At 72.6% G+C, this 25,439-nt stretch carries 20 protein-coding genes; 13 read left to right on the forward strand and 7 right to left on the reverse strand.

Annotation, left to right across the window (positions count from 1 at the left end):
- Positions 1-2 precede the first annotated feature (2 nt).
- From ACF1DX_RS01175 to ACF1DX_RS01185, 3 genes are read right to left on the reverse strand one after another with little or no spacing between them, the layout of a single operon-like run.
- Positions 3-950 (reverse strand): hydroxymethylglutaryl-CoA lyase, encoded by a 948-nt coding sequence (locus ACF1DX_RS01175; protein WP_391789171.1) that lies wholly within the window; start codon positions 948-950, stop codon positions 3-5.
- Positions 947-2,956: a biotin carboxylase N-terminal domain-containing protein gene (locus tag ACF1DX_RS01180; RefSeq protein ID WP_391789172.1), complete on the reverse strand. Its 2,010-nt coding sequence runs from the start codon at positions 2,954-2,956 to the stop codon at positions 947-949. The genes ACF1DX_RS01175 and ACF1DX_RS01180 overlap by 4 nt, the downstream gene beginning before the upstream one ends.
- Before the next feature lie 14 nt (positions 2,957-2,970).
- Positions 2,971-4,587 carry a carboxyl transferase domain-containing protein gene (locus ACF1DX_RS01185; protein ID WP_391789173.1) on the reverse strand — a complete coding sequence of 539 codons (1,617 nt, stop codon included), beginning with the start codon at positions 4,585-4,587 and terminating at the stop codon, positions 2,971-2,973.
- Between the two features lie 87 nt (positions 4,588-4,674).
- Here ACF1DX_RS01185 and ACF1DX_RS01190 point away from each other — a divergent pair, with 87 nt between their 5' ends.
- The 4 genes from ACF1DX_RS01190 (at position 4,675) to ACF1DX_RS01205 (ending at position 8,200) form a co-directional block, all read left to right on the forward strand.
- Positions 4,675-5,271: a TetR/AcrR family transcriptional regulator gene (locus ACF1DX_RS01190; RefSeq protein ID WP_391789174.1), complete on the forward strand. Its 597-nt coding sequence runs from the start codon at positions 4,675-4,677 to the stop codon at positions 5,269-5,271.
- A gap of 115 nt (positions 5,272-5,386) precedes the next feature.
- A complete protein-coding gene (locus ACF1DX_RS01195) occupies positions 5,387-6,544 on the forward strand; it encodes an acyl-CoA dehydrogenase family protein (protein ID WP_356313337.1) in 1,158 nt (385 codons plus the stop codon).
- Between the two features lie 35 nt (positions 6,545-6,579).
- A complete protein-coding gene (tesB, locus tag ACF1DX_RS01200; protein ID WP_391789175.1) occupies positions 6,580-7,449 on the forward strand; it encodes an acyl-CoA thioesterase II in 870 nt (289 codons plus the stop codon).
- Between the two features lie 229 nt (positions 7,450-7,678).
- Positions 7,679-8,200: a DUF4232 domain-containing protein gene (locus ACF1DX_RS01205; RefSeq protein ID WP_391789176.1), complete on the forward strand. Its 522-nt coding sequence runs from the start codon at positions 7,679-7,681 to the stop codon at positions 8,198-8,200.
- Positions 8,201-8,267: 67 nt separating this feature from the next.
- Here ACF1DX_RS01205 and ACF1DX_RS01210 read toward each other — a convergent pair whose 3' ends face one another.
- A complete protein-coding gene (locus tag ACF1DX_RS01210) occupies positions 8,268-9,059 on the reverse strand; it encodes a phosphatase (RefSeq protein WP_073931752.1) in 792 nt (263 codons plus the stop codon).
- A 118-nt stretch (positions 9,060-9,177) separates the two neighbouring features.
- Positions 9,178-10,881: a helix-turn-helix domain-containing protein gene (locus ACF1DX_RS01215; protein WP_391789177.1), complete on the reverse strand. Its 1,704-nt coding sequence runs from the start codon at positions 10,879-10,881 to the stop codon at positions 9,178-9,180.
- 152 nt (positions 10,882-11,033) lie between these two features.
- On the opposite strand from ACF1DX_RS01215, the gene speB reads away from it, so the two are divergent.
- Together speB and ACF1DX_RS01225 are read left to right on the forward strand one after the other, a co-directional pair.
- On the forward strand, positions 11,034-12,002 hold the full coding sequence (speB, locus tag ACF1DX_RS01220; protein WP_391789178.1) for an agmatinase: 969 nt from the start codon (positions 11,034-11,036) through the stop codon (positions 12,000-12,002).
- On the forward strand, positions 11,999-13,684 hold the full coding sequence (locus tag ACF1DX_RS01225) for a thiamine pyrophosphate-binding protein (protein ID WP_391789179.1): 1,686 nt from the start codon (positions 11,999-12,001) through the stop codon (positions 13,682-13,684). Before speB ends, ACF1DX_RS01225 begins: the two co-directional genes overlap by 4 nt.
- Positions 13,685-13,694: 10 nt before the next feature.
- On the opposite strand, the gene ACF1DX_RS01230 is transcribed toward ACF1DX_RS01225, so the two are convergent.
- On the reverse strand, positions 13,695-14,051 hold the full coding sequence (locus ACF1DX_RS01230; protein WP_391789180.1) for a peptidase inhibitor family I36 protein: 357 nt from the start codon (positions 14,049-14,051) through the stop codon (positions 13,695-13,697).
- A 544-nt stretch (positions 14,052-14,595) separates the two neighbouring features.
- Here ACF1DX_RS01230 and ACF1DX_RS01235 point away from each other — a divergent pair.
- The 5 genes from ACF1DX_RS01235 to ACF1DX_RS01255 all read left to right on the forward strand — a co-directional run bounded on the left by ACF1DX_RS01235 (position 14,596) and on the right by ACF1DX_RS01255 (position 19,585).
- Positions 14,596-15,015, forward strand: a complete 420-nt coding sequence (locus ACF1DX_RS01235; protein ID WP_391789181.1) for a hypothetical protein — start codon at positions 14,596-14,598, stop codon at positions 15,013-15,015.
- The gene (locus ACF1DX_RS01240; protein ID WP_391789182.1) at positions 15,012-17,237 is read left to right on the forward strand and encodes a tetratricopeptide repeat protein; all 2,226 of its coding nucleotides are present in this window, start codon (positions 15,012-15,014) and stop codon (positions 17,235-17,237) included. Before ACF1DX_RS01235 ends, ACF1DX_RS01240 begins: the two co-directional genes overlap by 4 nt.
- Positions 17,238-17,376: 139 nt before the next feature.
- Entirely contained in the window at positions 17,377-18,654 is a 1,278-nt protein-coding gene (locus tag ACF1DX_RS01245; protein WP_391789183.1) for an ATP/GTP-binding protein, read from the forward strand.
- Positions 18,654-19,298 carry an RloB family protein gene (locus tag ACF1DX_RS01250; protein ID WP_391789184.1) on the forward strand — a complete coding sequence of 215 codons (645 nt, stop codon included), beginning with the start codon at positions 18,654-18,656 and terminating at the stop codon, positions 19,296-19,298. Before ACF1DX_RS01245 ends, ACF1DX_RS01250 begins: the two co-directional genes overlap by 1 nt.
- Positions 19,220-19,585, forward strand: coding sequence for a YgjP-like metallopeptidase domain-containing protein (locus tag ACF1DX_RS01255; protein ID WP_391789713.1), 366 nt, complete (start codon positions 19,220-19,222; stop codon positions 19,583-19,585). The genes ACF1DX_RS01250 and ACF1DX_RS01255 overlap by 79 nt, the downstream gene beginning before the upstream one ends.
- Before the next feature lie 49 nt (positions 19,586-19,634).
- Here the strand turns inward: ACF1DX_RS01255 and ACF1DX_RS01260 are convergent, their stop codons facing one another.
- Entirely contained in the window at positions 19,635-20,441 is an 807-nt protein-coding gene (locus ACF1DX_RS01260) for an endonuclease I family protein (protein ID WP_391789185.1), read from the reverse strand.
- Positions 20,442-20,584: 143 nt separating this feature from the next.
- Between ACF1DX_RS01260 and ACF1DX_RS01265 the strand changes: the two genes are divergently transcribed.
- A complete protein-coding gene (locus ACF1DX_RS01265; RefSeq protein WP_391789186.1) occupies positions 20,585-21,553 on the forward strand; it encodes an esterase-like activity of phytase family protein in 969 nt (322 codons plus the stop codon).
- A 77-nt stretch (positions 21,554-21,630) separates the two neighbouring features.
- The gene (locus ACF1DX_RS01270) at positions 21,631-25,338 is read left to right on the forward strand and encodes an ABC transporter ATP-binding protein (RefSeq protein WP_391789187.1); all 3,708 of its coding nucleotides are present in this window, start codon (positions 21,631-21,633) and stop codon (positions 25,336-25,338) included.
- Positions 25,339-25,439 lie beyond the last annotated feature (101 nt).

A 25,439-nucleotide genomic window follows, 5' to 3' on the forward strand; every position in this document is an offset into this window, starting at 1 on the left:
GTTCACTGCTCCTGGTGGGAGAGGGCTCGTACGGTGCGGGACGGGCTGGGTCGGCCCAGGTGGGCGGCCATCCAGACGCTTGTGGCGACCAGACGGCCGAGATCGACTCCGGTGTCGATGCCGAGGCCCCGCAGCATCCACACGAGGTCCTCGGTGGCGAGATTGCCGGTGGCGGACTTCGCGTACGGGCAGCCGCCCAGTCCGCCGGCGGAGGCGTCGACCGTGCTGACGCCCCGCTGGAGCGCGGCCAGCGTGTTGGCCAGGGCCTGGCCGTAGGTGTCGTGGAAGTGCACGGCCAGCGCGGACACCGGGACGTCCGCCTCGCCGAGCGCGGTGAGCAGGGCCGTCACATGGCCCGGGGTCGCCACCCCGATGGTGTCGCCCAGGCTCAGCTCGTCGCAGCCCATGTCCAGCAGGGCCCGGCACACCCTCACCACCTGGGCGACCGGGACCGCGCCCTCCCACGGGTCGCCGAAGCACATCGACAGGTAGCCGCGGACGTGGACGCCTTCCGTCTTCGCCCGCCGCACCACCGGCTCGAACATCGCCAGCGCCTCGTCCACCGTGCGGTTGAGGTTGGCCCTGGCGAAGGACTCCGTGGCGCTGGCGAACACCGCGACCCGCCGGGCACCCAGCGCCAGCGCGCGGTCGAGGCCGCGCTCGTTCGGCACCAGGACCGGCAGCGACACCGGCAGGTCGGACACCGCCGGGTACAGGTCCTCGGCGTCCGCGAGCTGGGGCACCCACTTGGGGTGCACGAAGCTCGTCGCCTCGATGGTGCTCAGACCGGTGCCGGCCAGGCGGCGGACGAACTCCGCCTTGACGGCCGTCGGGACGGTCGCCTTCTCGTTCTGCAGGCCGTCGCGCGCGCCCACCTCGTGGATCCGCACCCGGGCGGGCAGTCCGTCCGCCGGTACGGTCATGGGCAGGCCCAGTTCCGGGGCGTTCATGCCGTCTCCTCCTCCACGGGGGCGATGACCGCCAGCACCTGGTCCATCGCGACCGTCGTGCCCGGGGCCACGTCCAGTTCGGTGACCGTGCCGGCGTGCGGGGCGGAGATGACGTGCTCCATCTTCATCGCCTCCACCACCAGCAGGCTCTGGCCCGCCGCCACCTCGTCGCCGACGGCGACCTTCACCACCGTCACCGTGCCCGGCATCGGCGCGGTCAGCGAGTCGGCGCCCGCCTGACCCGCCCGGGTGAGGGACGCGGCGACCGGGTCGTGGTCGCGCACGTGCCAGGCGTCGCCGTCCCGGCCGAGCCAGGTGCCGTCCGGCAGGGCGGCGAAGGTGTGGGTGACGCCGTCGAGCGCGCAGGTGAACCGGTGCCCGTCCACCGGGCCCGCGGACCCCCGCACCGGGGCGCCGGCGCCCGGCAGCAGCAGTTCCGTCCCGCCGTCCGCCGTGCCGCGCACGCGCACGGTCACCGGGTCGTGGCCCGCCACCCGCAGGTGGTGCGCCGTCCACGCCCGCTCGCCGCCCATCCGCCAGCCGTCGGCGGCGGCGAACGGGTCGGCCCAGCCGGATCCGCCGGCGGGCTGCCGGAGGGCGGCCTGGCGCAGCAGCGCCGCCGCCGCGTACGCCTCCGTCGGCACCTCGTCCGCCACGAGCCCGGCCACCTCGCGCTCGACCAACCCCGTGTCCAGCTCCCCCGACACGACCGCCGGATGCGCGAGCAGCCGCCGCAGGAACCCGGCGTTGGTCGGCACGCCCAGCGTCACCGTCTCCGCCAGCGCCGCCCGGAGCCTGCGCAGCGCCGTCGCCCGGTCGGGGCCATACGCGATCACCTTGGACAGCATCGGGTCGTAGAGGCTGCCGACCTCCGTACCCTCGCTCAGCCCGGAGTCGGTGCGCACGCCGTCGCCCTGCGGCTCGCGCAGCCGCAGCACCGTGCCGCCGGAGGGGAGGAAGCCGCGCGCCGGGTCCTCCGCGCAGACACGGGCCTCGACCGCGTGCCCGGTGAGCCGGATGTCGTCCTGCCCGAACGGCAGCGGCTCGCCCGCCGCCACCCGGAGCTGCCACTCCACCAGGTCCAGCCCTGTGATCAGCTCGGTGACCGGGTGCTCCACCTGGAGGCGGGTGTTCATCTCCATGAAGTAGTACGACGACGGGTCGCCGCCCGGGACGATGAACTCCACCGTGCCCGCGCCCCGGTAGCCGCAGGAGCGGGCCGCCTGGACCGCCGCCTCGCCCATCGAGGCCCGGGTCCCCTCGTCGAGGAGCACGCTGGGCGCCTCCTCGATGATCTTCTGGTGGCGGCGCTGCAGGGAGCACTCGCGCTCGCCCAGGTGGACGACGCCCCCGTGGCCGTCGGCCAGCACCTGGATCTCGATGTGCCGGGGGCGGTCGACCCACCGCTCGACCAGGAGCGTGTCGTCACCGAAGGAGGCGCGGGCCTCGCGCCGTGCGGCGGCGATCTCGTCGGCCAGCGCCGACACGTCCCGCACCAGGCGCATGCCCTTGCCGCCGCCGCCCGCCGACGGCTTCAGCAGCACCGGCACACCGATCTCCCGGGCGGCCTCGGCGAGCTGCCCGTCCGTGAGGCCGCCGCCGCTGGAGCCGGGCACCACCGGCACGCCCGCCGCCCGCACCGTCTCCTTCGCGCGGATCTTGTCGCCCATCAGGGCGATCGCGTCCGCCGGGGGCCCGATGAACACCAGCCCCGCCTCCTCGCACGCCCGCGCGAAGGCGGCGTTCTCGGCGAGGAAGCCGTACCCCGGGTGCACCGCCTGCGCGCCGCTGCGGGCGGCGGCCCGGAGCAGCCGCTCCACCGACAGATAGCTCTCCGAGGCCGGCGCCGGCCCGATCCGTACCGCCGTGTCGGCCTCCCGCACGTGCCGCGCGTCGGCGTCCGCGTCGGAGTACACCGCCACCGAGCGCACGCCCATCGACCGCAGCGTGCGGATGACGCGCACCGCGATCTCGCCCCGGTTGGCCACAAGCACTGTCTCGAACATCGTTGTCCGTCCCCTCACATCCGGAAGACGCCGAACTGAGGGTCACTCAGTGGCGCGTTGGCGCACGCGGTCAGGGCCAGGCCCAGGACCTGCCGGGTGTCCAGCGGGTCGATCACGCCGTCGTCCCAGAGGCGGGCCGTCGCGTAGTAGGCGTTCCCCTGACGCTCGTACTGCGCGCGGATCGGGGCCTTGAAGGCGTCCTCGTCCTCGGCCGGCCACTCCTCGCCGCGCCCCTCCAGCTGGTCCCGCTTCACGGTCGCGAGGACGGAGGCGGCCTGCTCGCCGCCCATCACCGAGATCTTGGCGTTCGGCCACATCCACAGGAACCGGGGGGAATACGCCCGCCCGCACATCGAGTAGTTGCCCGCCCCGTACGACCCGCCGACCACCACCGTCAGCTTCGGTACGCGCGTGCAGGCGACCGCCGTGACCATCTTGGCGCCGTGCTTGGCGATACCGCCCGCCTCGTAGTCCCGGCCCACCATGAAGCCCGAGATGTTCTGCAGGAACACCAGCGGGATGCCGCGCTGGTCGCACAGCTCGATGAAGTGGGCGCCCTTCTGCGCGGACTCGGAGAACAGGATGCCGTTGTTGGCGACGATGCCCACCGGGTGGCCGTGGATCCGGGCGAAACCGGTGACCAGGGTCTGCCCGAACTCCGACTTGAACTCCGCGAAACGGGAGCCGTCCACGACCCGCGCGATGATCTCGCGCACGTCGTACGGCGTGCGGGAGTCGACCGGCACCGCGCCGTACAGTCCCGCCGGGTCCACCTTGGGCTCGACGGCCTGCTCCACCCTCCAGGGCAGGGTCCCCCGCGCGGGGAGCGTGGAGACGATGTTCCGCACGATCCGCAGCGCGTGCGCGTCGTCCTCCGCGAGATGGTCGGTCACGCCCGACACCCGCGAGTGGACCTCACCGCCGCCCAGCTCCTCCGCCGTGACCACCTCACCGGTGGCCGCCTTCACCAGCGGCGGACCGCCGAGGAAGATCGTGCCCTGGCCGCGGACGATCACCGCCTCGTCGCTCATCGCCGGGACGTACGCCCCGCCCGCCGTGCACGAGCCGAGCACCGCCGCGATCTGCGGGATGCCGGCGCCGGACATCCGGGCCTGGTTGTAGAAGATCCGCCCGAAGTGGTCCCGGTCCGGGAACACCTCGTCCTGCATCGGCAGGAAGGCGCCCCCCGAGTCCACCAGGTAGACGCAGGGCAGCCGGTTGTCGAGGGCCACCTCCTGCGCGCGCAGGTGCTTCTTCACCGTCATCGGGTAGTACGTGCCGCCCTTGACGGTGGCGTCGTTGGCCACGACCACGCACTCCCGGCCGCTGACCCGCCCGATCCCGGCGATCACGCCGGCCGCCGGGGCCTGCCCCTCGTACATCCCGTCGGCCGCCAGCGGGGCCAGCTCCAGGAAGGGCGAGCCGGGGTCGAGGAGGGTGTCCACGCGCTCGCGCGGGAGCAGCTTGCCGCGCGCGGTGTGCCGTGCCCGCGCCCGCTCGCCGCCGCCGAGCGCCGCCGCGGCCAGCTTGCCGCGCAGCTCCCCGACGAGGGCGCGGTGCGCCTCCTCGTTGGCCCGAAAGGCCTCCGACGCGGGATCGGCCGCGCTGTGAAGCTCCGGTGCCTCATGCATCCTGCGGGTCCCCTCACCTTGTTAATGAGCGTTAACGCATTTCCTTCAGGTTAACGACCGCTAACCGTGCTGTCTAGAATCGTCTTCATGGCCACCAGAACCGACGCCCCCACCCGCCGTGAGCAGATCCTCAAGGAGGCCGCCCGGCTCTTCGCCGACCGCGGCTTCCACGGCGTCGGGGTCGACGAGATAGGCGCCGCGGTCGGCATCAGCGGCCCCGGGCTCTACCGGCACTTCGCGGGCAAGGACGCGATGCTCGCGGAGCTGCTGGTGGGGATCAGCGGCCAGTTGCTGACCGGTGCGAAACGGCGCCTGAAGGAGGCCGACGGGGTGGCCCCCGAGGCGGTCCTCGACTCGCTGATCGAGGGGCACATCGACTTCGCGCTCGACGACCGCCCCCTCATCACCTTGCACGACCGTGAGCTGGACCGCCTCCGGGACACCGACCGCAAGCTGGTGCGCCAGTTGCAGCGGCAGTACGTCGAGCTGTGGGTCGGGGTGGTGCGCGAGGTGTACCCGGAGCTGGCCGAACCGGCCGCCCGCTCGGCGGTCCACTCGGTGTTCGGCCTGCTCAACTCCACCCCCCACCTGACCCGTCCCGGCTCCCTGCCCGGCCGCGCCGGCACCGCCGAACTGCTGCACCGGATGGCCCGGGGCGCGTTCGCGGCGGCGGGCTCTCCCTGACCCCGGCGGAGTGACGAGCGTTACGGGGCCTCCACTCTGGACGGCTGTGGATACTCGCCGGTACCTTTGATCTGAGCAAGCGCTTAGACATGCCCAGTTTCGGAGGTGGCGGGAAGTGCGCCGTACGGTTTTCAACGAGGATCACGAGGCGTTCCGGGAGACCATCCGCGCCTTCATCGAGGCCGAGGTCGTCCCCGTCTACGACGAGTGGTTCGCGGCGGGCCAGGCACCCCGCGACTTCTACTACAAGCTCGGTGAGCTGGGCATCTTCGGCATCAGCGTGCCCGAGGAGTTCGGCGGCGCGGGCATGGACACCCACAAGTTCGAGGCCGTCCTCTACGAGGAGACCGCCCGCGCGGGCGTCCAGTTCGGAGGCTCCGGCGTCCACGTGCTGCTCGCCCTGCCCTACCTCAAGATGCTCGCCACCGACGAGCAGAAGAAGCGCTACCTGCCGAAGTTCGTCACCGGCGAGGAGATGTGGGCCATCGCGATGACCGAGCCGGGCACCGGCTCCGACCTCGCGGGCATGAAGACCACCGCCAAGCTCAGCGAGGACGGCACGCACTACGTCCTCAACGGCGCCAAGACCTTCATCACCGGCGGCGTCCACGCCGACAAGGTGATCGTCTGCGCCCGCACCGCCGCCCCGACCGCCGAGGACCGCCGCCACGGCATATCCCTCTTCGCCGTCGACACCAAGTCCGAGGGCTACTCGGTGGGCCGCAAGCTCGACAAGCTCGGCCTGAAGACCTCCGACACCGCCGAGCTGGCCTTCGTCGACGTCAAGGTCCCCGTCGAGGACCTGCTCGGCGAGGAGAACAAGGGCTTCTCCTACCTCGGCCACAACCTCGCCTCCGAGCGCTGGGGCATCGCCTTCGGCGCCTACGCGCAGGCCAAGGCCGCCGTCCGGTTCGCCAAGCAGTACGTGCAGGAGCGCACCGTCTTCGGCAAGCCGGTCGCCCACTTCCAGAACACCAAGTTCGAGCTGGCCGCCTGCCAGGCCGAGGTGGACGCCGCCGAGGCCGTCGCCGACCGCGCCACCGAGGCCCTGGACGCCGGCGAGCTCACCCCCGCCGAGGCCGCCAGCGCCAAGCTGTTCTGCACCGAGGTCGCCCACCGCGTCATCGACCGCTGCCTCCAGCTCCACGGCGGCTACGGCTACATGAACGAGTACCCGATCGCCCGCCTGTACGCGGACAACCGCGTCAACCGCATCTACGGCGGCACCAGCGAGATCATGAAGACGATCATCGCCAAGGACATGGGGCTGTAAGGTCCCGGAAATCCCTGCCGTATACAACTGACCCCATGAGTCAGGCACTACAGGAACTCCTCGATCTGCTCGACCTCGAGCAGATCGAGGAGAACATCTTCCGCGGCCACTCCCGCAGCGCCGTCGTCCCCCGCGTCTTCGGCGGGCAGGTCGCGGCGCAGGCACTGGTCGCGGCCGGGCGGACCGTCCCCGAGGACCGGCCCGCCCACTCCCTGCACGCGTACTTCCTGCGCCCCGGTGACCCCGGCGCCCCGATCGTCTACACCGTCGACCGGATCCGCGACGGCCGCTCCTTCACCACCCGGCGGGTGGTCGCGGTCCAGCACGGAAAGCCGATCTTCCACCTCTCCGCGTCCTTCCAGACGTACGAGGAGGGCCTGGACCACCAGGACCCGATGCCGCCGTCCCCCGACCCGGCCACGCTGCCCACGTCGCAGGAGCGCCTGCGCGGGTACGCCCACCTCGACCCCGAGGTCGTGGAGCGCTTCTTGGAGGCCCGCGCCGCCGTCGACCTGCGCTACGTCGACGAGCCGCCCTACGGCCGCTTCGGCGAGCCCCGCGAACCCCACTCCCAGGTGTGGTTCCGCACCAACGGCAAGCTCGCCGACGACCCCCTGCTGCACGTAGTCCTCGCCACGTACGTTTCCGACATGACGCTTCTGGACTCCGTCCTCCTCGCCCACGGACGCGGCGGTTGGGCCGTCGGCGACGTCGTCGGCGCCTCCCTGGACCACGCGATGTGGTTCCACCGCCCGTTCCGCGCCGACGAGTGGCTCCTGTACGACCAGCAGTCCCCGTCGGCCCACGGCGGCCGGGGCCTCGGCCAGGCCCGCATCTACACCCAGGACGGCCGCCTCGCGGTCTCGGTCATCCAGGAGGGCGTGGTCCGGGTCCCGCGCTCCTGAGCCGGCTCCGGGCGCCTTCTTCCTCTCCGTGCCGCACGGGCCGGGCGGCGGTCCGCGTCCCAGCGGACCGTTCCAGGCGGCCGGTATCCGTGCTGGTCAGAGGCCGTTCCAGCGTTCCGGCGTCCCGTGCCGGGCGTTCGATGTGGCGGGTGGGACGGATCACGGCACAAGCTGCGGTCATCCCGGCAGCCCGCCGGCCGATCCACCACGTCACACCATGGAGACCACCATGCGTTCTCGCTTCGCCACCCGCTCCGCCCGCCTCGCCCTGGCCGCCGTCGCCGCGCTCGCCCTGGGCGGCGCCGCCACGGCCACGGCCACCGCCGACAGCGGCGGCTTCACCACCCGGCCCTGCGCGACCAGCGACCTGAACTTCAAGGTCACGTCCGAGACGCAGGCGGGCGGCTACTACCTGATCACCGCCAAGGCCAAGCCCGGCATCGTCTGCCACCTGGAGGGCGTGTTCCCCTCCGCCTCCTTCGGCTCCTCCCCCGACACCGCGGTCTCGCCCGCCGAGCAGAGCGCCGGCGACGACATCGTCCTCGGCGGCTCCACCGCCGCCTACGCCGGCATCAGCCCCAAGACCACCAACAACAACGACGGCATCCAGTTCGACCGGCTCCACCTCTCGGTCGCCGGTGACGAGGAGAACTCCGTCACGCTCCGTCTCCCCGACACCGCCACGGTCGACCGGCCGATCGCCACCAACTGGCACGCCGACGCCGCCGACGCCGTCCCGTTCCTCGGCTGACCCGCGCGTCCACCGGCTGCCCTCGCCGGCCGGGCGTGTTCCCCGCGCCCGGCCGGCGAGGGCGTTCTCACTGAGCCAGCCCGGCCTCCGCCAGCAGGTACGCCGTCATCGGGTCGTAGTGGCGGGGGCTGGTGACGTGGTCGTCGAGAGGGACCGTGACCTGGACGGTGCCCTCCGCCTCGGCGACGAACAGGGCCGGGTCGTTGCAGTCGGCGTAGCCGACGGAGTCGACGCCGTACTGTCCTGCCGCACCCGCCCAGCCGTGATCGGCGACGACCAGGTCCGGCAGCGGGCGGCCCTCGCGCTCCAGGGCGGTCAGGACGGCCTTCATCGGCTCACCGGAATGGGTGTGCCACAGCGTGGCGCCGTGCTCCAGCACCGCCACGTCCGCGAACTGCATCACATACCCCTCGTCCGTCGTCAGCCCGTCCGGGATGACGACGATCTCGCAGCCGACGGCCCGCAGCGCGGCGGCCGTCGCACGGTGCACGTCCAGCAGCCCGCCCGGGTGACCGGTCGCGAACAGCACCCGCTGCTGCCCGTCCGCCGCCTTGCGCAGCCGCCCGGCCATGCGCTCCAGCCCGGCCACGGTCAGCTCCGGGTCGATGGTGTCCTGCCCGTACCGGTACTCGGGATCGTCGTTGACGCCGACCCGCTCCGCCATCACCGCCAGCACGTCCTGCTCGTCGGTCCAGCGGTCGCCGAGCTCCAGACCGAGCCAGAAGTGGCGGTCGCCGTTCGCCAGTTTGCGGTAGTGGGAGAGGTTGTTCTCGCGCGGCGTGGCGACATCGCCCGCGATGCGCGTGGCGACCAGGTGTTCGACGAGTTCGGCGCGGCTGGGTGTCCCGGGTATCGGCATGCCCCCATTGTGGAGCAGCGTCCTGTGGGCGTCCCTGGCGTATCGCGCGCTGGGACGTGCGTCACGTACTCAGCCGGCTCCGTACGGCTACTCAGTCGCTCGGTGCCGCCCGTACGGCTCATGTCCGGCGCAGCGCGAACCACAGCTCCATCCGTACGTCCGGGTCGTCCAGGTCCGCCTCCAGCAGCGCCGCGCAGCGCGCGATGCGCTGCCGCACGGTGTTGCGGTGCACGGACAGTGCCACCGCCGTACGGTCCCAACTGCCGTGCAGGGAGAGCCAGGTGCGCAGGGTGTCGGTGAGGGCGGGAGCGGCCGCTATCGGCGCGAGCAGCGACCGGGCGTGGGCGTCCGCGTCGTGCGACGGGACGAGGTCGGCGAGGGCGGGACGGTCGCCGTGCCGGAACAGCGGGGCGCGGGTGGCGCGGGCCCGGGCCAGGGCGCGGGCGGCCTGGGTGTCGGCGTCCGGCCAGTCGGGCGGGGCGGCGGCGGCGCTGACGCCGAGGGTCCAGCCGGGAAGCGGCTCCACGGGGCGGTCGGCGGGCACCAGGACGCGGACGACCTCGCCGGCCGGGTCGACCAGGGGGGAGCCGAGCGCCGTGCCGAGCGCGGAGGTGGCCAGGGGGTCCGGTGCGGTGTGGCCGTCCGGCCGGGCGTGGACCACGTGCCACCGCTCTCCGCCCAGGAGTGGGGCCACGTCCTGGGGTGGGCTGCCCAGCAGGAGCCGTACGAGGGCGGAGGAGCGGGCCGCGGTGGTGCCGCTCTGCTGCTGGGAGGTGAGGAGGGTGAGCAGGACGGCTGCGACGGAGGCGATGGTGTGGTTGCCCGGGTCGCGTTGCGGCGAGGCCGCACCGAGTACGTATCCGGTGCCGAGGGCGTAGGCGGCGAGGTGGGTGCCGTCGACCGTGTCACTGGCGGAGGTGGGGGTGGGCGCCGCTTGTCGGTGCTTGCCGGGTGCGTGTGTCGTTTGCCGGTGCTCGCCGGGGGTGGGTGTCACTCGCCGGCGTTCGCCGGGTGCCGCCGCGCCCACCCTCTCCCACTCTCGGCTTCGCTCGAGCGGGGGGACCCCCATCGCCCCAGCGGCACGACTGCCCGCGGCTGGGGTGGCATGACTGCCCGTGGCTGCGGCGGTGCGACTGCCCGCGGCTGGGGTGGTGCGGCTGTCCGTGGTTGGGGCGGCTGCGTCGGGGCGTACCACCCTGGCCAGGTCTGCCAGGGACTGCCTCGGCTTCGGGGGCGGGGTGGTTCCCGCGGTGGCCAGTTCGGTGGTGTCCGGGGTGTACAGGACAGCCCAGCCGCCGATCCGTTGGGCCAGTTGGTGGAGGACCGGGCGGACCGGGTCCGGGCGGGACGCCGCGGTGGCGAGGCTCTGCTGGGCCTCCGTGACCCGGCGCAGCTCCGCGAGACGGGCCTGCGCCATGAGCTGCCAGACCGCCCGCGCCACCCCCGAGAACGTGGTCCGCGGCGGCACCTCCAGCAGCGGCAGTCCGTGCATCTCGCACGCCTCCGCCAGCGCCTCCGGCACCGCCTCGTGCACCGGTGCCACGCCGAACCCGAGCGCCGCCCCGCCCGCCGCCACGATCCGGGAGACGTACGCGTCGAAGTACCCCGCCCCCGCCCCCTCCGGGATGTGCACCCCCGCCGACAGCAGCAGCTCCCCGCCCAGCAGGTACGGGTACGGGTCCGCCATCTCCGAGGCGTGCGCCCAGTGCACGACGGTGCCGGGGTCGTCGGGCCCGGCGACCCGGCGCAGTCCGAGGTCCTCGCGTGCCAGGAGCGCGTCCAGGCGCACGGGCGGTGTGGGGGGAACCATGGGGTCCGACATGCTGGACACTTCCTCCATTCCGTGCGGCGGGAATGGAGGAAACGTACACTTCGCAGGTGCTTTCCGCCGCTCTAGGGTCGGGACAGACCGGCAGCCCGCGGGTGCGGGCGGATGCACGAGCCAAGGCGAAGAGCAGGAAAGAAGGCAGTCCCATGAGCAGCAACGAGACGCCCCGCGGCCCCGTCGACTCCTCCCGCGTCCCCCGGTACGCCGGCCCCGCGACCTTCGCCCGGCTGCCCCGCCTGGACGAGGTCGGCCGCGCCGACGTCGCCGTGGTGGGCGTACCGTTCGACTCGGGCGTCTCCTACCGGCCGGGCGCCCGCTTCGGCGGCAACGCCATCCGTGAGGCGTCCCGGCTGCTGCGCCCCTACAACCCGGCGCAGGACGCCTCCCCCTTCGCCCTCGCCCAGGTCGCGGACGGCGGCGACATCGCCGTGAACCCCTTCAACATCAACGAGGCCGTGGAGACGGTCGAGGCCGCCGCCGACGACCTCCTCGGCACCGGCGCCCGCCTGATGACCCTCGGCGGCGACCACACCATCGCCCTGCCGCTGCTCCGCTCCGTCGCCAAGAGGCACGGCCCGGTCGCCCTGCTCCACTTCGACGCCCACCTCGACACCTGGGACACCTACTTCGGCGCCGAGTACACCCACGGCACCCCGTTCCGCCGCGCGGTGGAGGAGGGCATCCTCGACACCTCCGCCCTCTCCCACGTCGGCACCCGCGGCCCGCTCTACGGCAAGCAGGACCTCACCGACGACGAGAAGATGGGCTTCGGCATCGTCACCTCCGCGGACGTCTACCGCCGGGGCGCCGACGAGGTCGCCGACCAGCTCCGCCAGCGCATCGGCGACCGCCCGCTGTACATCTCCATCGACATCGACTGCCTGGACCCGGCCCACGCCCCCGGCACCGGCACCCCCGAGGCCGGCGGCATGACCTCCCGCGAGCTCCTGGAGATCCTGCGCGGACTGGCCTCCTGCAACCTGGTCTCGGCGGACGTCGTCGAGGTGGCCCCCGCGTACGATCACGCCGAGATCACCTCGGTCGCCGCGTCCCACACGGCGTACGAGCTGACCACGATCATGTCCCGTCAGATCGCGGAGGCCCGCGCGCAGTGACCCACGACCACGACCTGGTGCTCCGCCCGACCGCCGCGCAGACGGAGGCCGCGCTGAATCCTCCCCCCGGCCGCAACGGCGGAGACCTGGTCGTGGAGACCCTGGCCGGGCTCGGCGCGACCACCGCCTTCGGCCTGCCCGGCCAGCACGCCCTCGGCGTGTTCGACGCCCTGCGCCGCTCCGACCTGCGGTACATCGGCCTGCGGGTGGAGAACAACGCCGGGTTCGCGGCGGACGCGTACGGCCGGATCACCGGCGAGGCCGCCCCGCTGCTGCTGTCGACCGGTCCGGGAGCCCTCACCTCGCTGGCCGCGCTCCAGGAGGCGGCGGCCGCCTCGGCGCCGGTGCTGGCGATCTGCAGCCAGGTCCCGACGGCCGGGCTGGGCGGTGGCCGCCACGGCTACCTGCACGAACTCCCCGACCAGTCGGCCTCGTTCCGCGGCGTGGTGAAGTCCGTCCACACGGTCCGTACGCAGTCCCAGATCCCGTCCGCGATCGCCGAGGCCTGGAAGTCGGCGCTGACCGTCCCGCACGGCCCTGTGTGGGTGGAGATCCCGCAGGACGTCCTGCTCGCGGAGACCGCCCTGCCGGTGGTGACGGCGATGGACGCCACCCCCGACGAGTTGCCCCCGCGCCCCGAACTCACCGCGCTCGCCGCCCACCTGCTGGCGAACGCCGCCCGTCCCGCGATCATCGCGGGTGGGGGAGTGGTCCGCTCGGACGCCTCCGGCAAGCTGAGGCAGCTCGCCGAGCGCGTCCAGGCCCCCGTCGTCACCACCCCCGGCGGCAAGGGCGCCTTCCCCTGGACGCACCCGCTGTCGCTGCAGTCCTGGCTGGAGGACCGCCACACCACCGACTTCCTTCAGGACGCGGACGTCCTGCTGGTCGTCGGCTCCGGCCTCGGCGAACTCTCCTCCAACTACCACACGTTCGAGCCGCGCGGCCGGGTCGTCCAGATCGAGGCCGACCTCGGCAAACTGGAGTCCAACCACCCGGCCCTCGGCATCCACGCCGACGCCCGCCTCGCCCTCCAGGCGCTGCTGGAGACGGTGGAGGCCCGCGAGGACGCGACCGCGCCCGAGCGCGTACGGGGAGTGCTGGACCGCGTCCGCGAGCGCCTCGCCGCCCAGGGACTCGCCCTGGAACAGCAGGTGCTGACGGCGGTCCGCCGCGCCCTGCCCACCGGCTCGCCGTCCTTCTGGGACATGACGATCCTGACGTACTGGGCCTGGTCCGCCTTCGACGCCATGGGCCCCAACCACCTGCACTCCGCCCAGGGCGCCGGTGGCCTGGGCTACGGCTTCCCGGCCGCCCTGGGCGCGGCGGTCGCCGACCCCACCCGTCCGGTGCTGGCGGTCTCGGGTGACGGCGGCGCCTTGTATTCCGTCGCCGAACTGGCCACCGCCCGCCAGTACGACCTCGACGTCACCTGGCTGATCGTCGACGACGGCGGCTACGGCATCCTGCGCGAGTACATGACCGACGCCTTCGGCGAACCCACGGCGACGGAACTGACCCGCCCCGACTACGTGGCCCTGGCGGAGTCCTTCGGCGTACCGGGCCTGCGGACCAGCCCCGAGACCCTGGAACAGGACCTCGCCGAGGCGCTGTCGACGCCCGGGCCCCGGGTGGTCGTGCTCCCGGCGGTCCTGCGGATGTTCGCGCCGACGCACCTGGGCTGAATCCGGCGGGTCAGCAGCCGCCCGGGCCCACCCCGTCGATCCGTCCGCCGAAGTCGCCGAGGTAGCGGGAGCGCCAGTCGCCGTTGAAGACGTCCCGCTTCTCGACCGGCTGCCAGTTCACGAAGCAGGCCCGGGTGCTCGCGACGACCGAGCCGACGTGGTCGTGGAGACGGGGCGGCATGTCGCGGTAGCCGCTGCGCGCGGTCCACTCCCAGTAGTCGCCGTCGAAGCCCTCCTTGCTCCAGAAGCACACGGACCCGTCGGGACAGGACGGGGGCGCGGCCGGCGCGGCGGACGCCGTGTGGGCGGGCAGCAGGAGCGCGGTCAGGGCGAGGACGGCGGCGAGGGACCAGGAACGAGTCTTCACGGCACTCTCCGGTGAGGTGTCGGGGACGGATCGCCCCGGCGGACGTGCCGGGGCGGTTCCATGCTCACGGCAGGGCGGGCCGGACCTGCCCGGTCCGCCGCCCACACCACCGGATGGAGCGAACCGGAAGCTCGGCGGCGTGGCCCCCGTCGGACACCGGGCCCGCACGCGCGGGGCGTGCGCGCCCGGTGACGCCGGATCGGTCCGGCGCACTCCGGGCGGCCGTCTTCCCCCTGCGCGCCGGGCCTCGTACGGAGGCGTTCCGCGCACCGTCTCCGCGCTCGATCCCGGGGCGAAGGACGAACCGGGTTTCTTCGAGGCGGACTTCGTCCCCGGAGGGGCCGCCGGACGTACGGGTCCGAGGTGGGCGGGAGCCGCGTCGAGGCCCTGGAGCAGGACCTCACGAAGGCCCTGACGACACCGGGCCCCGGGTGGTCGTGCTCCCGGAGGTCCCGCGGAGGTCCGCGCCGACGCCCGGGACCCGAACCCTTGCGCCGGGAGCGGTCCAGGGATCTAGGATCGGGAGCCGGCCGTAGGGGGGACCGTGGATCCGGAGATCGCCGCACTGGCAGGGACGGCGGGCACGACCGTCGTCACGTTGATGGTGACGAACGCCTGGGAATCGGCGAGGGAGGGCATGGTCGCCCTGTGGCGCCGTTTCCAGCCCGCCAGAGCCGAGAGCGTCGGTGAGGAGCTGGAAGCAGGCCGCGAGGAGCTGCTCCTCGCGCGCCGGGCCGGTGACGACGAAGCCGAGGCCGAGCTGACCGCCGAATGGCAGGGCCGCGTACGACGGTTCCTGCTCGCCCAGCCGGAGGCCGCCGACGAACTGCGGCGCATCCTGGACGAGTTGAACCCTTCGCTTCCGGAGGAGCCGGAGACGCGGCGGGTCCACCTGCAGGCCCGCGCGTCGGGCAGCGCCCGGATCTACCAGGCCGGACGCGACCAGCACATCACCGAACGATGAGCGTGCCGGGGTCGATGGAGGGACGCGCGTCGGGCAGCGCCCGGATCTACCAGACCGGTGGCGACCAGTACATCGAAGAACACGTCCACCACTACGCCCCGGGTTCGGCCCCGCTGTTCGGGCACCCGTGGGCGGGCCCGGCCGAACCCCGGCGGGCCGCTCCCGACTCCGTCCGCATGCCCCTGGTCGGTCGCGCGCCCGGCATCCTGCGGGACCGCACCGACACCATGGAGCGCTTACGGGCGGCCGTGGCCGGACCCGGCGGCGGTATCCAGGTCCTGCACGGAATGGGCGGCTGCGGCAAGACGGCCGTCGCCCACACCCTGTTCACCGAGGCCGTACGGGACCACGGCCGCGTCGGTCTGTGGGTCAACGCCTCCGAACGGGTGTCGCTGCGCGCCGGCATGCTCGCCGTCGCCGGTGACCGCGGTGCCACCGACGGCGAACTGGCCGCCGCGGCCGGCGGCCAACGCGCCGCGGCCGACCTGGTCTGGCACTATCTGGACCGCTCGACGGAACCCTGGCTACTGGTCCTCGACAACGCCGACGACCCCGGCATCCTGGAGGAAGGCGCCTGGTTGCGTCCGAGCCCTTCGGGGACGGTGCTGGTGACCACCCGCCACGCGGCCTCCCCGCTGTGGCGCACCCCGGAGGTGAGCAGCCACCGGCTCGGTGTGCTCCCCCTGGAGGACGCGACCCTGGTCCTGCGTGATCTGGCTCCGGACGCGGGTACCCGGGAGTCCGCGCGGAAGGTCGCCCGGCGCCTGGGCTGCCTGCCCCTGGCACTGACTCTGGCCGGGGCACATCTGGCCCACCAGCTGCTGGAGTCGTGGTCCATGGACGAGTACGACCGGAAACTGAGCGAGGAGTCGACGGCCCTGGTCGACCGTGGGGCGTCGGCGACCGGCGACGGCGGACAGTCCCGCCGCCTCGTGGGCCGCACGTGGCAGCTGTCGCTGGACACCCTGGCGGCGGGCGGCCTGCCGGAGGCGACGGCCCTGTTGCGGCTGCTGTCCTTCTGGGCGGCGGATCCCGTCCCGCTGTCGCTGCTGATGCCGGCGGCACAGGGCAGGGTCGACGGCCTTGAACACCTCGATCCGCCGCTGACCGCCGACCGGGTCGAACCGGCCCTGCGCGCGCTCCTCGACCACTCGCTGGCCGACCTGGTCGAGACGGACGGGCATCGCTGCGTGAAGGCCCACGGGGTTCTGCTGGACAGCGTCGCCGCAGGCGTGTCCGACGCGCAGCGCGAGCTTCTGGCGGGAGTGGCGGGCCGGCTGCTGCGGGCGGCACTGCCGCCGGAGGGTGCCGCGTCGCCGCAGGCCCGCTCCCAGGTGCGGCTCCTGGCGCCGCACGCGACCGGTCTGCTGCACCGGTCCCACCGCCACGGCCTGGTGACGGCGGAATCCGTACGGATCGTGGCGCGTGTCGCACGACTGGTGTACGAGGCGGGGGACTGGACCGCCGCGCTGGCCCTGGCCGCCACCGCCGCGAAGACGGCCGCGGAGCACCTGGGGGACGAGAACCCGGCCACCATCGAGGCCCGGTCGGGTCAGGGGCCCATCCTGTTCAGGCTCGGCCGGTACGCCGAAGCCGCCGGCCTCCTGCGGCCGGTCCACCAGGACGCGCTGCGCACGTTCGGACCCCATGACGCGCGCACCCTGGACGCGGCCTACGAACTGCAGCGGGTGCTGCACCGCCTGGGCGACCTGGCACCAGCCCGTACGCTGCTGGAGGCAGTCCTGGACGGTCGCCGCCACGCGCTCGGCGAGAACCACGTCGCCACCCTCAAGACCCGCTGCGAGATGCTGGAACTCCGCCTCGCACAGGACGAGTTCGACGGTTACACGGCGGCGGCCGAGGAACTGGCGGGGGACTGCGAACGCCGTCTCGGCCCCGACCACCTGGTGACCGTGTGGGCGCGTGACGCACTGGCGCGGGGACTCCTGCGCTCCGGCCGGGGCGCCGAGGCCGAGGACCTCTTCCGCCGGGTGCTCGCCGGACAGCGGGCCGGATACGGGGACGACCACCCCCTGGTCCTCGGGGTGCTCATCCAGCTCAGCCGCGCCCAGTACGCGCAGGGCAAGCGGGAGCAGGCCGCCGACAGCGCGCGAGAGGTGGCCGAGCAGCGGGCCGGGATCCTGGGCGAGGACCACCCCGAGACCGTCGCGGCCCGCGCCTGGTACGCCGAGGTCCGCGCGGAGCCGCCCGCGCAGGGGTGACACGGTGTTCCCAAAATGTTGATCATTCGATCGGCTACGGAGGCGATCCGGTGAACGGTATGTTCTCCGAGGCCTCAGGCTTCCCGGCCAGGTCGCTGTCGTACGCGGCGACTACCCTGAGCACGGAGAGGAGGGCAGCTTGCTACTGAGATTCCGCGTCGCGAACGTGCGGTCCCTGCGAGACGAACAGGAGCTGTCCTTCGTCGCGCCCGGCGACGGACAGGACGCATCGGCGAACCCGGTGGATCTCGTGGGCGGCGGATCCCTTTCCGTGCTCCCGCTGATCGGCGTTTTCGGGGCCAACGCCTCCGGCAAGTCCAACGTGCTGACCGCGATGACCGACATGCGCAACGCGGTCCTCGACTCCTACGCGCACTGGGCCTCTTACGACGGCATCCCGCGCCAGGTCTTCTCCCTGGACCCCAAGAGCGGGAGCGAACCCTCCTTCTTCGAGGTCGACGTCGTCATCGACGGGGTCCGCTGGACGTACGGCTTCGAGCTCGGAGCCACCCGTGTCGAGTCCGAATGGCTGCACAGCTACCCGCGCGGTCGCCGTCAGGAATGGCTCGACCGCGATGCCTCCCGGACGGATGTCTTCAAGTGGCCCGGTGGACGTGTCAAGGACCGGGCCCAGCTCGTACGCCGCACCCGGCCGAACGCCCTGCTGCTCTCCACGGCCGGCACGGACAACCACCCGCAGCTCTCCCCGCTGTTCCACTGGTTCCGCCGCAACTTCTGGATGATCAGCCCGGAGGTCGAGCGGGACGAGCGCGCGCGGTACACCACGAAGGAACTGTCCGGTCCGAGGGCCACCAGGATCCAGGAGCTGCTGAGGGTCGCCGACCTCGGCATCACCGGAGCGACGGTCGTCCGGGACGGTCCGGGCCGGGACACGGTGAAGCTGACGCACCACTCGGCCGCCGGGGACGTGTCCTTCGACTGGCAGGAGGAGTCCTACGGCACCCGGTCCTGGTTCGCCCTCCTGGGCCCCCTGCTCCTCGCCCTCGACGAGGGCGCGGTCCTCCTCGTCGACGAACTCGACGCCAGCCTGCACTCCCGTTTCGCGGCCGAGGTCGTCCGGCTCTTCCACGACCCGTACGCGAACCCCAAGGGCGCCCAGCTGGTCTTCACGTCGCACGACGCGACCGTGCTCACCACTCCGAGCGGTGAGCGGCTCCTCGACCCGGCGCAGGTGTGGCTGACGGAGAAGGACAAGGACGGGGCGACCGAGCTGTACCCGCTCACCGATGCGGAGCCGGGCGAGGACGAGGACCTCACGCAGTCCTATCTCGCGGGGACCTTCGGCGGGGTTCCGGCTCTCCTGGAAGGACAGATCGCGCGACGGCTGCTGGTGGCGCGCGAGGCCGGCACGTACGACGGGACGGGCGAACGAGCGGACGGGACGGGGCGCGACTGATGGGGCGGGCGCAGAAGGGCAGGGACTCGTGGGAGCGTCCGGCCCGGCGGGGCGGACAGCGCAAGCGCCAGGTCTTCATCTTCACCGAGGACAAGGTGACCGAGCCCTCGTATCTCGACATCCTCAAGGACCAGGACGTCCCGCTCGCCGACGAGGTCCCGGTGGAGATGCACATCGCCAACCGCAAGGCGGACAGCGGGCGCAAGCCGCTCGACCTCGTCGAGCAGGCGATCAGGCTGAAGCGCGAAGAGGACCGCAAGGCGAAGCGGGCGAAGCTGGAGGAGAAGTACCTGCCTCAGGTCTGGTGCCTCTTCGACCACGACAACTACACGTACGTCCGCGACGCACTGGACCAGGCGGACGCGGCGGGCATCGGGGTCGCCTTCTCGCATCCGTGCTTCGAGGTGTGGCGCCTCGCCCACTACAAGCCGGTCAGCGGCTCGTTCGCCGGGGTGTGCGACGGGGCGGCCGGGCGGCTCCCGTTCCAGCGGGGCTCCCAGGACGCCAAGACCCCCAAGATCGTCCTGCCGCACCAGGTCCTGGGCCGCAGGGGGGCCGGGCGGCGCTGGTCGACTGGTACTGCCGGGCCGGCCGGAACTGGACGGGACAGCGGCTTCAGCCCTGGGCGGCCCGCATGGGGGTGACCGAGCCGGATCTCGACGTGCGGGACCTGGGAGACCGATGGGGTTCGTACCGGCCGCCGCAGGCCGGAGCGGATGCCAAGGGTCTGATGAGTCTCGGGTGGCCGCTCTTCCAGCTGCCCATGCATCTGATCGACTACGTCATCGCCCATGAACTGGCCCACGTGAAGGTGTCCGGGCACCGGGAGGACTTCTGGCGGCTGCTGCGGACCGCGCTGCCCGAGTACGAGGGGCGGCGCGCGGACCTCGACGAGCTGGGGCGGCGGCTCTGGATGGGTGATGTCCGGTGAGCCGGGCCGGACTCCCTTTTCCAGAAAGGGAGTCCGGCCGCGGTGAGGCCTACCAGATCGCCTCGACCCACTCCGGGTGGTCGATGAACGGGTTCCGGTTGCCCTGGTAGTTCGTGTAGATGAGCTGGTTGCGGCGCTCCTCGAAGGCGTCCGGCGGGTCCTCGTCGTTCCAGGCTTTCAGGACCGAGAGCCGGCCGTGGTACGGCACGCTGCCGTTGGTGACGGTGTCGTTGGGCTCCAGGTCGGGCCAGCCGTCGGTGCCCTCGTAACGGACGGCCATGTAGAGGATCATGCGGGCCACGTCGCCCTTGACGGCGTCGCGGGGCTCGAAGGAGTTGGAGTCGGTCAGGCTGCCGCCGGAGTTGGTGAAGCCGCTGCCGCCGTTGTCGAAGTCCTTGTTGCCGCGGATGCTGTTCACCTGCACGTCCTCGGGGCGCAGATGGTGCAGGTCGGTGCCGGGGCCGGCGGAGGTGCCGAAGTCGCCGTGGGACTGCGCCCACACGTGCTCGCGGTTCCAGTTGCCGGTGCTGCCGCCGTTGAGCGACTTGCTGCGGGAGATGCCCGAGTACAGCAGCTTCACGTTGTTGCTGTTGCCCGGATCCTGGTCGGTGACCTTCAGCGCCTCCCAGACGGCGGAGTACGACAGCTTCGTCTGGGGGCTGATGATGGTGTGCAGCGCGCTCTTGAGGTTCGTACCGGTCTTGCCGACGGCGTTCTTGTAGTACGTGCTGTCGTAAGCGGTCGTCGTGGCCGCGGCGGGGGTCGCGGTGAGGGCGGGGGCGCTGAGCCCGACCAGGACGGCCGAGGTGGCCAGGGCGAGGCTCTTCCAGCGGCGGCGTATGGGTGTCACGGGCATGGGGGCGTCCGATCTACGCGAGTTGATTGAGCGGCCGAACGGAAGAGTGACATGGACATGTATGCGTGGGGGTGAAGAAGAGGTGTCGGTCGTGTGTCGGTAGGCGGTGACCGGCCGTCACCCGGCCGTCCTACGGTGGCGGCATGCGCCTGAGAACCCTCCTCGCCACCACCACCGCCGCTCTCGCCGCCGCGACCTGCCTGACCGCCGCCGGACCCGCCGGCGCCCAGCAGCACGGGACGCGCCACGCCTGCTCCACGTCCGTCTCCGTCGACCGCTTCTCCGACGCGCTCGACAAGACGACGTACGACGGCACCTACGTCGGCAACCTCTCCGCCCTCGCCCCGGACCGGCACCGCACGGTCGCCGCCCTCTCCGACCGGTCCGCCCTGTTCCGGCTGGACGCCCGCACCCTGCGGCCCGAGGGCGTGATCCCGCTCGCCGACGAGAGCGGGGCCGCGCTCGACTCCGAGGGACTGGTCGTCGACCGGGACGGCACGTATCTCGTCTCCTCCGAGACCGAGCCCACCGTGCGCCGCTACTCCCGTGACGGGAAGATCCTCGACCGGCTCTCCGTACCCGAGGAGCTCAGCACCCGCGCCCGCGCCAACGGCAGCTTCGAGGGCCTGACCCTCCTCCCCGGCGGCCGCACGCTGGTCGCGTCGATGGAGTACGCCCTCACCGGCGACCCCGCCGACCAGGTCCGTCTCCAGACCTGGCGGCGCACGGCCCACGGTGACTTCCGGCCCGGTGCCCAGTACACGTACACGACCGACCGGGGGCTCGGGGTCACCGAGATCACCGCCACCCCCGACGGACGGCTGCTCGTCCTGGAACGCGGCTTCACCTCCGGCGTCGGCAACACCGTCCGCCTCTACCTGGCCGACCGGCACGGCACCGCGTACGACAAGACCCTGCTCGCCGACCTCGCCGACTGCCCCACCCTCGGCGCCACCGCCAAACAGCCCCAGCCCAACCCGCTCCTCGACAACATCGAGGGCATGGTGGTCACGGGCCGCGACCACGGCCGGCTGAAGGTGCTCCTGGTCAGCGACGACAACCAGAACGAGAACCAGATCACCCGCCTCTACGCTCTCCGCGTACGCCTCTGAATGTTGCGGAGGGATGAAATCCGCTGCTGACCGCGTTGGTGCCTTCCGGTAGATCAGGACGATCGGAGGGCACCCGCGTGACACCGCAACGGGGATGGGCACGGCGACTGGCCGCATACGCGTGGCGGCATCCCAAGGACGTCGTCCTCGCGCTGGGCTCCTCCCTCGGCGGCATGGCCGTCATGGCGCTGGTCCCACTGATCACCAAGGTGATCATCGACGACGTCATCGGCGAGAAGACCAGGTCCATGGCGACCTGGGCCGGACTGCTCGTCGGGGCCGCGCTCGCCGTCTACGTCCTCACCTACATCCGCCGCTACTACGGCGGCCGGCTCGCCCTCGACGTCCAGCACGACCTGCGCACCGAGATGTACGGGACGATCACCCGGCTCGACGGCAGACGCCAGGACGAGCTGTCCACCGGGCAGGTCGTCGGACGCGCCACCAGCGACCTCCAGCTCATCCAGAGCCTGCTCTTCATGCTGCCGATGACCATCGGCAACCTCCTGCTGTTCCTGATCTCCCTGGTGATCATGGCGTGGCTGTCGCTGCCGCTCACCGCCGTCGCCCTCGCCGTCGCCCCCGCCCTGTGGTGGATCGCCAAACGCAGCCGCACCCGGCTGCACCCCTCCACCTGGTACGCCCAGGCACAGGCGGGAGCCGTGGCCGGGGTGGTCGACGGCGCGGTCAGCGGCGTACGCGTGGTGAAGGGCTTCGGACAGGAGGAGCAGGAGACCGGCAAGCTGCGCGAGGTCGGACGGCGGCTGTACGCCGGGCGGCTGCGCACCATCCGGCTGAACTCCCGGTACACCCCGGCCCTCCAGGCCGTACCCGCCCTCGGCCAGGTGGCGATGCTGGCCCTCGGCGGCTGGCTCGCCGTACGCGGGCACATCACGCTCGGCACGTTCGTCGCCTTCTCCACCTACCTGGCCCAGCTCGTCGGTCCGGTCCGGATGCTCGCCATGGTCCTCACCGTCGGCCAGCAGGCCCGCGCCGGCACCGAACGCGTCCTGGAGCTGATCGACACCGAGCCGTCCCTGACCGACGGCACCAGGGAACTGCCCGCCGACGCCCCGGCGACCGTCGAGTTCGACGGCGTCTCCTTCGGCTACGACCCCGACCGGCCGGTCCTGGACGGCCTCTCCTTCGAGATCCGCCCCGGGGAGACCCTCGCCGTCGTCGGCGCCTCCGGCTCCGGCAAGTCCACCGTCTCCCTGCTCCTGCCGCGCTTCTACGACGTCACCCACGGCGCCGTACTCGTCGGCGGCCACGACGTGCGCGAGCTGACCACCGAGTCCCTGCGGGCCGCGATCGGACTGGTCCCCGAGGACTCCTTCCTCTTCTCCGACACCGTGCGCAACAACATCGCGTACGGCCGCCCGGACGCCACCGACGAGCAGATCACCGCCGCCGCCCGCGCCGCCCAGGCCGACCGGTTCATCGACGAGCTGCCCGACGGCTACGACACCACCGTCGGCGAGCACGGCCTGACCCTCTCCGGCGGCCAGCGCCAGCGCGTCGCCCTCGCCCGCGCCATCCTCACCGACCCGCGCCTGCTGGTCCTGGACGACGCCACCTCCGCCGTGGACGCCCGCGTCGAACACGAGATCCACGAGGCGCTCAAGGGCGTCATGCGGGGCCGTACGACACTGCTGATCGCCCACCGCCGCTCCACCCTCAACCTCGCCGACCGCATCGCCGTCCTCGACGGCGGCCGGCTCGCCGACATCGGCACCCACGACGAGCTCCAGCGGCGCTCCGCCCTCTACCGCAGGCTGCTCACCGACCCCGACGAGCTGGGCGCCGTCTCCCCGGGCCACACCCCGCCCGCCGGACCGCGGGAGGAGGACACCTCGGTCCGCGCCGAGCTGGACGCCGAGTTCGACGCCGAACGCGGGGTCACCCCCCGGCTGTGGACCGGCGACCGCGAACCCAAGGACACCGCGCTGGCCGGCACCCCGGCCACCCCGGAACTCCTCGCCCAGGTCGAGGCGCTGCCCCCGGCGGACGACGTCCCCGACGTCGACGAGGAACAGGCCGTCCGGCCCGAGGACTCCTACGGTCTGCGCCGCCTCCTGCGCGGCTTCCGCACCCCTCTCCTCATCAGCCTCGGCCTGGTCGCCGTGGACGCCGGGATGGGCCTGCTGCTGCCGGTGCTGATCCGGCACGGCATCGACCAGGGCGTCACGCAGGCCGCACTCGGCGCGGTCTGGGCGGCCTCCCTGCTGGCCCTGCTCACCGTGGCCGTCCAGTGGGCGGCGCAGATCGGCGAGACCCGGATGACGGGACGCACCGGCGAACGCGTCCTCTACGCGCTGCGGCTGAAGATCTTCGCCCAGCTCCAGCGGCTCGGCCTCGACTACTACGAGCGCGAGCTGACCGGCCGGATCATGACCCGGATGACGACGGACGTCGACGCGCTGTCGACGTTCCTGCAGACGGGCCTCGTCACCGCGTTCGTCTCGGTGGTCACCTTCTTCGGCATCATGGCCGCCCTGCTGGTCCTCGACGTCGGGCTCGCCCTCGTCGTCTTCGCCACCCTGCCCCCGCTGATCGTCGGCACGTACTTCTTCCGCCGGGCCAGCGTGAAGGCGTACGAGCTGGCGCGGGAACGGGTGTCGGCGGTCAACGCCGACCTGCAGGAGTCGGTGGCGGGGCTGCGGATCGTGCAGGCGTTCCGCCGCGAGCGGGACGGTGGACGCCGGTTCGCCGAGCGCAGTGCCGACTACCGCGAGGCGCGGATACGGGGCCAGTGGCTGATCTCGGTGTACTTCCCGTTCGTGCAGTTCCTGTCCTCGGCCGCGGCCGCGGCCGTACTGGTCGTGGGCGGGGGCCGGGTCGACGACGGGACGCTGGCGATCGGCTCGCTGGTCGCCTACCTGCTCTACATCGACCTCTTCTTCGCGCCGGTGCAGCAGCTCTCCCAGGTCTTCGACGGCTACCAGCAGGCGTCCGTCTCACTGGGCCGCATCCAGGAACTGCTGCGGGAGCCGGCCTCCACGGGGACCGCCGTGAAACCGCTCGACGTACCGTCCCTGCGCGGCGAGATCGCCTTCGAGGACGTGCGCTTCGCCTACGGCGACGACGAGGAGGCCCTCGACGGCATCGACCTCACCATCCCGGCCGGGCAGACCGTCGCCTTCGTCGGCGAGACCGGCGCAGGGAAGTCCACCCTGGTCAAACTGGTCGCCCGGTTCTACGACCCGACCGGCGGGCGGGTCACCGTCGACGGCACCGACCTGAGGGACCTGGACATCACCGCCTACCGGCACCGGCTCGGCGTCGTACCGCAGGAGGCGTACCTCTTCCCCGGCACCGTCCGCGACGCCATCGCCTACGGCCGCCCGGACGCCACCGACGCCGAGGTGGAGGCGGCGGCCCGCGCGGTCGGCGCGCACGAGATGATCGCCACCCTGGACGGCGGCTACCTCCACGAGGTCGCCGAACGCGGCCGCAACCTGTCCGCCGGGCAGCGCCAGCTCATCGCGCTCGCCCGCGCCGAACTCGTCGATCCGGACGTGCTGCTGCTCGACGAGGCGACGGCCGCGCTCGACCTGGCCACCGAGGCGCAGGTCAACCAGGCGACCGACCGCCTGGCAGGACGTCGTACGACACTGGTCGTCGCCCACCGCCTGACCACCGCCGCCCGCGCCGACCGGGTGATCGTGATGGACCACGGCCGGGTCGCGGAGGACGGCACGCACGACGAACTGCTGCGGCGTGGCGGCATGTACGCCACGCTGTGGCGGACGTTCGTCGGGGAGGACGTGCCGGCGCCGGCATGAGGAGCGGCCCCGCCCCCATGGGGCGGGCGCGCGCAACCATCCGACCTACGTCATGCGTCCGTACACGCGTACGCCGCCTGGCGCGGCAGCCGCGGTACGGG

It is taken from the genome of Streptomyces sp. NPDC014676, assembly GCF_043084105.1.
Taxonomy (GTDB): Bacteria; Actinomycetota; Actinomycetes; order Streptomycetales; family Streptomycetaceae; genus Streptomyces.